The organism is Staphylococcus sp. GDY8P47P (assembly GCF_016892225.1).
GTDB classification, from domain to species: Bacteria; Bacillota; Bacilli; order Staphylococcales; family Staphylococcaceae; genus Staphylococcus; species Staphylococcus borealis.
This window is the reverse complement of record NZ_JAFENV010000029.1, coordinates 11,472-19,092: the sequence shown is the minus strand read 5'-3', so window position 1 is coordinate 19,092 and position 7,621 is coordinate 11,472. Positions and strand designations below refer to the sequence as shown.

General features: G+C 34.7%; 7 protein-coding genes. 2 read left to right on the top strand and 5 right to left on the bottom strand.

The features are described 5' to 3' along the window. Positions 1-98: 98 nt before the first annotated feature. From phnE (JVV30_RS10920) to JVV30_RS10905, 4 genes are all read right to left on the bottom strand, one after another. A complete protein-coding gene (gene phnE / locus JVV30_RS10920; protein ID WP_204194239.1) occupies positions 99-926 on the bottom strand; it encodes a phosphonate ABC transporter, permease protein PhnE in 828 nt (275 codons plus the stop codon). Then, positions 923-1,723 (bottom strand): phosphonate ABC transporter, permease protein PhnE, encoded by an 801-nt coding sequence (gene phnE / locus JVV30_RS10915; protein WP_070854442.1) that lies wholly within the window; start codon positions 1,721-1,723, stop codon positions 923-925. The genes phnE (JVV30_RS10920) and phnE (JVV30_RS10915) overlap by 4 nt, the downstream gene beginning before the upstream one ends. A 1-nt stretch (position 1,724) precedes the next feature. After that, entirely contained in the window at positions 1,725-2,498 is a 774-nt protein-coding gene (phnC, locus tag JVV30_RS10910) for a phosphonate ABC transporter ATP-binding protein (protein ID WP_053030014.1), read from the bottom strand. A gap of 148 nt (positions 2,499-2,646) precedes the next feature. Further along, positions 2,647-3,606: a phosphate/phosphite/phosphonate ABC transporter substrate-binding protein gene (locus JVV30_RS10905; RefSeq protein WP_070854440.1), complete on the bottom strand. Its 960-nt coding sequence runs from the start codon at positions 3,604-3,606 to the stop codon at positions 2,647-2,649. 295 nt (positions 3,607-3,901) lie between these two features. Between JVV30_RS10905 and JVV30_RS10900 the strand changes: the two genes are divergently transcribed. Together JVV30_RS10900 and JVV30_RS10895 are read left to right on the top strand one after the other, a co-directional pair. Next, positions 3,902-5,443 (top strand): bifunctional metallophosphatase/5'-nucleotidase, encoded by a 1,542-nt coding sequence (locus tag JVV30_RS10900; protein WP_204194238.1) that lies wholly within the window; start codon positions 3,902-3,904, stop codon positions 5,441-5,443. 74 nt (positions 5,444-5,517) lie between these two features. Further along, the gene (locus JVV30_RS10895; RefSeq protein ID WP_204194237.1) at positions 5,518-6,081 is read left to right on the top strand and encodes a hypothetical protein; all 564 of its coding nucleotides are present in this window, start codon (positions 5,518-5,520) and stop codon (positions 6,079-6,081) included. Positions 6,082-6,151: 70 nt separating this feature from the next. Here JVV30_RS10895 and JVV30_RS10890 read toward each other — a convergent pair whose 3' ends face one another. Further along, positions 6,152-7,321: an MFS transporter gene (locus tag JVV30_RS10890; protein ID WP_107629254.1), complete on the bottom strand. Its 1,170-nt coding sequence runs from the start codon at positions 7,319-7,321 to the stop codon at positions 6,152-6,154. Positions 7,322-7,621: the final 300 nt, after the last annotated feature.

Sequence of the window (7,621 nt, the reverse complement as noted above, 5' to 3'; positions counted from 1 at the left end):
GGGGCCCAAAAACCAAAAATCACGAAAGTGATTTTACAAGCTAAGCATGTTGGGGTTACGACGAATTTAAAAGAATTCTGTCCCACTCCCTATCAAATCTAAACAATTCGTTTACGTATTGCGCCTGAAATCAAATCGACAATAGCTACCATAATCACTAAGCCGATTAAAATAATACCTACGCGATCCCAAGAACGTGTTTGAAGGGCGAAAATGAGCGGTGTACCGATACCGCCCGCGCCAATCAAACCTAAAATGGATGCAGAACGTAAATTCAATTCAAAGCGATATAATACGAGCGATAAAAATGACGGTAATATTTGTGGTATGACTGCAAAAATAAGTGTCTTGGTCTTATTCGCACCACTCGCTTTTAGTGCTTCTACTGAAGTAAAATCTAATCTTTCAATATCTTCGACGAATAACTTTCCGAGCATCCCTACTGAATGAATAACTAACGCTAATACACCTGAAAATGAGCCTGGACCAACCGCTTTAATGAAAATGAGCGCCATAACGATTTCTGGAAATACACGAATCACACTTAATATAAATTTAGTCATGCCTGTTACCGGGCGAACTTTGATGAAATTTCGTGCACCTAGAAAAGCAAATGGAATACATATGACCGCAGCAATAAATGTACCTATTACCGCAATTGCAAATGTTTCAAGTAATCCACGTAATAAATCCTCACCTGCAGGAATATACACATAGTCCCAATCTGGATGGAATAAGCCGTTAAAGATAGATTTTAAAATTTCGATAGATTTTGATTTTAATTCTAAGGCGGGCATCCCTACAAAGCCCCACGCTATAATTCCTAAAACAACAATAGCTATAATCCAATTTTTAATTAATTTTTGTTTTTGTTGTTTTGATTTAACGGGATACTTTTGTTCTAGCTTGTTTGTACTTTGTGTCATGCGAGTTGTTCCCTCACTTTCGAACTTGCATAGTCAATAATTACAACAATAACAAGTGTAAACAGGATAATCATCGCAGTTTTAGGATATTGGAATAAGCCTAGTGTTGAATCGTAAAACAATCCGATACCACCAGCACCCACAAGGCCAAGTACAGCTGAAGCGCGAATATTAATTTCAAATGCGAATAACACATATGAGAAGAAAGTAGACATGATTTGTGGCACAACGCCAAAGACAATCCACTTTATCTTATTTGCGCCGACTGCCGTCATAGCTTCCATCGGTCCTGGATCGATGGTTTCTAGTGATTCATATAATAATTTTGCAATAACACAAATTGTTAAGATAAATAGTGCTAACACACCTGGGATTTGACCAATGCCGAAGACAGCTACAAAGATAGCAGCTAATAATAAATCAGGTATCGTACGCACAATATTTAGGATAAAACGTGCGGGAATCGAAACCCATTTTGTTTTAATGATATTGCTCGCACAAATTAGCGCAATTGGTATAGACACAATCGCACCTAAAAAAGTCCCAACAATAGCCATTCGAATGGTGTCTAACATCGGTTTCAATATTGTATGTATATATGCCCAGTCTGGTGGCACCATTTGTCCAAAGAATGAACCGATTTGTGGTAACCCTACCATTAAATCGGCAAAGCTAAAGCCCGTGTATAAGAAACTCCATACAACTAAAGCAACAACGATAAGCACTGTAAAACTTGTTTTAAGTGACATTTTTTTCTTTAAATATTGATCATATTTATGTGTAGTAGGCGTTGTCATTTTAATCCACCCCTAGCTTCTCGTCATCTTTAAGCTTACGACCATAAATATCATTAAAGACTGCTTCTGTTGCTTCTTCAACAGGTCCATCATATACAAGTTCTCCTGCACGAAGACCTATGATACGCGTACCATATTCAAGCGCTAAATCTACAAAGTGTAAGTTAATTAGAATTGTAATTCCTAATTCTTCATTAATTTTCTTTAAATCGTCCATGACTTGCTTTGTTGTCAGAGGATCCAATGACGCAACAGGTTCATCCGCTAAGATAATTGCAGGTTCTTGTGCTAATGCACGTGCAATTGAAATACGTTGTTGCTGACCACCAGACAATTCATCAGAACGCTGATCATATTTATCTAGAATATTTACGCGCTCTAGCGCATCCATTGCCTTCACTTTATCTTCTTTTGGGAAAAGACCTAACACCATCTTCCAAGTTGGATGATAACCAACACGGCCACTTAATACATTACGCAATACAGATGATCGTTTCACAAGATTAAAGTGCTGGAAAATCATGCCAATATTACGACGCATCATTAATAGCGATTTACCTTTCGCTTTAGTAATCGATTTACCTTCAATAAGAATATCTCCAGATGTAATATCATGCAGTCGATTGACGGATCGTAATAGCGTTGATTTACCTGCACCCGATAAGCCAACAATAACTGCAAAATCTCCCTTTTCAATATTCAAATTGATATCTTTTAATCCTACATGACCATTGGGATATACTTTATTGACATCTTTAAATTCAATTTGACTCATTTAAATAGCACCCTTTATTTTTGCAAATAAAAGCTAAACCTACATATAGGCTAGCTTTTATTTGTCCCTTGTTTATCTACAATGTTTATTAGACTAAATTTAAATACTTTTTAATCGTATTATAACTTCTAATAATATTATTCTACGCTTATTTCATATCTTGAACTTGTTTTTCATATTTTCTTACAATATCAAAGTCTGAATCTTTCGCGTCTGTATATCCTTCGTGAGAATATACTTCACTGATAATTTTGTGACCTTCTTTTGTTTTAGAGATATCTTTAAATGCTTTTTTAAGTTTATCTTGGAATTTTTTATCCATATCCGGACGTACTGAAATCGTGTCATTTGGAATAGGTTCTGTTAATTTAATAATCTTAGTATCTTTAAATACATTTGGTTGGTCCTTTTTAACGATTGTACGTGCGTCTTGGAATACAGCTGCCGCATCAACATCACCGTTAAGTAATGAAATGACTGCTTGGTCGTGTCCTTTCACATTAACAATCTTCATATCTTTCGTTGCATCAATACCCGCATCTTCTTTAAGTGTTGAGATAGGGAATGTGTATCCTGCTGTAGAAGTTACATCTTGTAATGCAATCTTTTTGCCTTTTAAGTCTTTTAAGCTATTGATACCAGAATCTTTTTTAACTAATATTTCTGATTTATAGTCATCTACTAATTTTTTCGAATTAGAACCATCTTCATTAACGCCATAACGTTGTGCTTTTAACAACAAGTCTGCTGCTTTTTGATCATGTGCTAACGTGTACGCTGTTGGTGGAAGGAATCCAACATCCACTTTTTTAGATTTCATCGCTTCAACAATTGTATTATAGTTTGTCGATACAGATACCTTTACTGGAATTCCTAATTCTTTAGATAACAATTTTTCAAGTGGCTTTGCTTTTGCTTCAAGTGTGTCCGCATTTTGTGATGGCACAAATTGTACCGTTAATTCCTTAGGTGTGTAACCATCTTTACTAGAATCTGATCCGCTGTCAGCGCTTTTATTATTGCTGTCTAATGAGCTATTATTTCCACACGCCGCCGTAAAAATAATAACTGTTAAAGCAAGCACTAAAAGATACTTCATTTGCTTCATAACTGTAATGCCCCCGTTCGATATGTATAAAATCGTGTAATTTGTCAATTTATATGACAATATAAGATTAGCACAATATTAATTGAATTAATATTTAATTATCATGAATTTTATATAAAATGTATTTATATCGTTAAATTATTGTAAATCATTTCTAAATTTTTTCTTTAAAATCTAATTTGTCCAACCTTTTTTTACTATAATTTCTTTATATAACATTTATTCAAGATGTGCTCTCATGCATATCATATAATGATGACTATTATTTTATTGTTCTAATGAAAGGATGTTACATATGACGCAACTTGGTCTTTATATCGTGAGTGATGTTCACGGCTATATTTTCCCTACTGATTTTTCACATGCAAATCAACAGTTACCTATGGGGTTGTTATATGCGAATCAGTTAATTGAAACATCAAGCAAACATGACGATATTCATTTCAAAATTGATAATGGCGATTTCTTACAAGGCGCACCATTTTGTAATTATTTAGTGTCTAAATTACAGACTAGCGAACCATTAACAACTATATACAATCGTTTAAACTTTGATTTCGGAACAATTGGAAACCATGAATTTAATTATGGCCTGACATACCTTAACGACACACTCCAAACCCTTAACTATCCAGTGTTATGTGCGAATATTTTAAATTCACAACATCAACCTTTTACAGGTGAAGGCGTGCATTATTTTGAAAAGGGAGACCTCATCGTGGGCGTGATTGGTCTAACTACACAATATATTCCGAACTGGGAACAACCACATCATATTGAAGGCTTAACATTTAAAAGTGCGGTTGAAACACTCGCACAAGTATTACCGAATGTCCGTAATAAAGCTGACATCGTTGTCGTGTCATATCATGGTGGATTCGAGTGTGATGTAGATACAGATGTGCCGACTGAAGATTTAACTGGAGAAAATGAAGCGTCTGAAATTCTACGTCGTTTCCATAAAAGTATCGATGTCTTAATTACAGGTCATCAACACCGCGATATCGCAACAGTGAAGTATGACACTGCCGTTATTCAACCTGGTACACGTGCAACACAAATAGGTAAAGTAACACTAACGATTGGCGACAATAATCAGATTATTGATACGCAAAGCGAATTGTTACCTGTAGTGGGAGACTCAAAATTTAGTCTGTTACCCGAAGATGCTAAGCTATTAACACAATTAGAGGACTGGCTAGATACAGAAATTACGACCCTACCAGAACCTATGTTAGTAGAAGACAAGTTTAAGGCTAGAATGAAACCTCATCCACTCATTAATTTAATCAACGTTATGTTACTAGAGAACAGTGGTGCTGATATTGCTAGCACAGCACTCTTCGACTCAGCAGCCGGATTTAATACACGTATTACAATGCGAGAAATCATCAATAATTATCCATTTCCAAACACGTTCCAAGTTTTGAAACTCACTGGTGCAGGTATTAAAAACGCTTTAGAAAAATCAGCAAGCTATTTCGCACTTAATGACGAAAACGAAATATCCATTAATGACGCTTTTTTATATCCAAAACCACAGCATTTTAACTATGACATGTATGGCGGTATCACTTATACCATTCATGTAGGAGAACCTATTGGTCAACGCGTAACTGATATTAAGGTTGGCAATGAACCACTTATCAGTGATAAAACTTATACCATTTGTGTCAACAACTATCGTGCTGTAGGTGGTGGCAATTACAACATGTTCGCCAACGCACCTGTTGTCAAAGACATTCAAGAAGAAGGCGCGCAACTTTTGATTGATTTCATTACCAATAACGATTTGTCTAACATTCCGCAAGTCGTTAATTTTAAAGTTAAGCAATAATTTTTCTTCTCATACCTGTCGAATAATGTACAATATATGTGTAAATATTCACATCAAGAAGGGAGTTCATCTTTATGAGCGAATTTTTAGCAGCGATTGTTGGAGGTATCTTTGCGCTAATTGGGACATTTTGGGGCATTAAATATCAAATCACTAAAGAAAAAGAAGAAAAACGTGAAGATTATAAAAATGACATTTTGAGTATGATCGATTTAACTGCTTACAAAGCTTCTAAAATAAGTAAAATTCATTTAAGCGAAACGAATGCTTTAATCAATAAGCCGCAAACATTAGATAAGTGTGATGACGTTAAAGAACTTTTTGTAAAATTAGACGATCAAATTCAAGAATTATTGGGTACTATGAGTCACCATGAAGAAGAATCCAATAAACCTATTCGTGATTTATTAAATTGCTATGAATCTTTGGAGAATTATATCTCTAAATTTTCTATAGCTGCAAGAATCTATGACGATAAATACGAAACAACTTCTGACGATAAACGTATTATCATCGTTAGAACTAAAGAGAAATTAGATCGTAATATCAATACATTTATCAATGATTTGCGTCAATTTTCTAAACATCATTTCAACCACGAAATGTATGAACCCACATTAAAATTCGAATCGGATTAAACATAATGAAACACCTCTAATATCAGTATGATGACCAACTGACCTTAGAGGTGTTGCTTCGACTAAAGCATTATGCTTCAAATTCGATATGTTTCTTTTCATAGAAATAATTAACTGTATTAATTAAAATACCTAGAATAATAATGCCACCTGACACAAAGGTAATCATTAAATAAGGTAAACCAACTGATAATAAAATAGACCCGATAATTGCGCCTAAGAAGTTCGCAACATTAAAGATAGATGCTGCTAATGTGCTTGCAAGTAGTGGTGCTTCTTTGGCACTTAATATAATCTTACTATTTAATAAGGGTGTCGTACCAAATGTACCAAATCCGAATAAGAAGCAAATTATAATTGCTAAAATCGTATGATGCACGAAAGTGACAAATAATACGATGGTTAAAAATAGTAATAAAAACGTATAGAATAAATATTTCGTCAATTTAGGTTCTGGCACATTCCCTGTAATTAAGTTCCCTAACACACCACCTAAACCAAACATAAATAGGCAAATTGTTAAGCCTACTATTTTAAAAGGTGCGAAGTTATGAATCATTGGCTCCATAAAGGTATACGTTGTGAAGACACCTGAATAACCAAAGACGATAATAGACATCACAATTAAAATATGTGGATTTTTGAATACTTTCAATTCATTCTTCACATTAGATTCTGTGCTAAGTGATACATCTGGTACAAATTTCAACATACCTAGCATTGTAATAATCGCTAGAACAATCATAACGCCAAATACAGCTCTCCAATTCGCAAATCCACCTAAGAATGAACCAAATGGTACACCAATCATAACCGCGATGGTTAAACCTGCTTGGACTAATGCGATGGCTTGTGGTTGTTTACCACGAGGTGCAACGGCTGCAGCGACACTCATACATACGCCAAAGAAGGGTGCATGCATTGACGCTGACAACAATCGTGATAACAGTAATATTTGAAAATTGGGTGCCAACATACCTACCACGTTACTTCCGATAAATATGGCCACTAAAATCGGTAATAAGCGTTTGGCACGCACATTCATTGTAAATATACGCATAAACGGTCCAATTAACGCAACACTCACAGCATATACACTAATTAATAATCCTGCACTTGAAATAGACACTTTCATATCACTTGCGATTTGAGTTAGTAATCCCGTTACAACATACTCTGCCATGCCAACTGTAAATGTACCTAACATGAATATAAAGAACATCATTCTGTTACCTTTCATCATTGCTACCTCCTTTTATATCGCGCTCAAAAATAATACGAGTGCTATCTTACAAAAAAATAGGTATCATGTGAAGAGGTTTATTCAGATTTTTTGATTTTCTTAAGTCAGTATTCGCAAGTTTTCATATATTTTCATTGTATTGATATTAAGATAATTTTAAGTATGTAGTATTTCGAAAACCTTCCATATATGTAACATTTTCAATCAAAATGTCGCTATGTTAATCTAATTAGCATAGGAGTGATATGATGTCTGAATCTAAAAAAGATAAAGCCAAACAACCACTTTGGGAACTCA

Coding starts and splice junctions, on each gene's coding strand:
- phnE (WP_204194239.1), bottom strand. CDS start 926: ATGACACAAAGTACAAACAAGCTAGAACAAAAGTATCCCGTTAAATCA.
- phnE (WP_070854442.1), bottom strand. CDS start 1,723: ATGACAACGCCTACTACACATAAATATGATCAATATTTAAAGAAAAAA.
- phnC (WP_053030014.1), bottom strand. CDS start 2,498: ATGAGTCAAATTGAATTTAAAGATGTCAATAAAGTATATCCCAATGGT.
- JVV30_RS10905 (WP_070854440.1), bottom strand. CDS start 3,606: ATGAAGCAAATGAAGTATCTTTTAGTGCTTGCTTTAACAGTTATTATT.
- JVV30_RS10900 (WP_204194238.1), top strand. CDS start 3,902: ATGACGCAACTTGGTCTTTATATCGTGAGTGATGTTCACGGCTATATT.
- JVV30_RS10895 (WP_204194237.1), top strand. CDS start 5,518: ATGAGCGAATTTTTAGCAGCGATTGTTGGAGGTATCTTTGCGCTAATT.
- JVV30_RS10890 (WP_107629254.1), bottom strand. CDS start 7,321: ATGAAAGGTAACAGAATGATGTTCTTTATATTCATGTTAGGTACATTT.